We start from the raw sequence: 232 nt of genomic DNA, 5'->3' as shown, positions 1-232 counted from the left end.
CCGGATGCGGTCAAAGCTGCACAAAGTTTTGCACCAAGTTTGTGGTAAGTCAATGGTAGATCATGTCTTGACTCAATTGGAAAAGGCCAAGATTGATACGATTATTACGGTAGTCGGTTTTGGGGCCGATACGGTTAAAGAAGCCCTCGGTCACCGGACTCGCTATGCATTACAAAAGCAACAACTGGGTACTGGTCATGCGGTAATGCAAACAGAAGACTTGCTGGCTAAT

The 232-nt window shown here is 46.1% G+C and carries 1 pseudogene; it reads left to right on the top strand.

Annotated elements, in window-relative coordinates:
• Positions 1-52: 52 nt before the first annotated feature.
• Positions 53-232, top strand: a pseudogene (locus ACFIK0_RS09870) (bifunctional UDP-N-acetylglucosamine diphosphorylase/glucosamine-1-phosphate N-acetyltransferase GlmU); the annotation flags it as partial.

Origin of the sequence: Bartonella sp. CL63NXGY (assembly GCF_042194905.1) — a bacterium.
GTDB lineage: Bacteria > Pseudomonadota > Alphaproteobacteria > Rhizobiales > Rhizobiaceae > Bartonella.
Note: the sequence above shows the minus strand (reverse complement) of the source record. Positions and strands in the feature narration are given on the sequence as shown.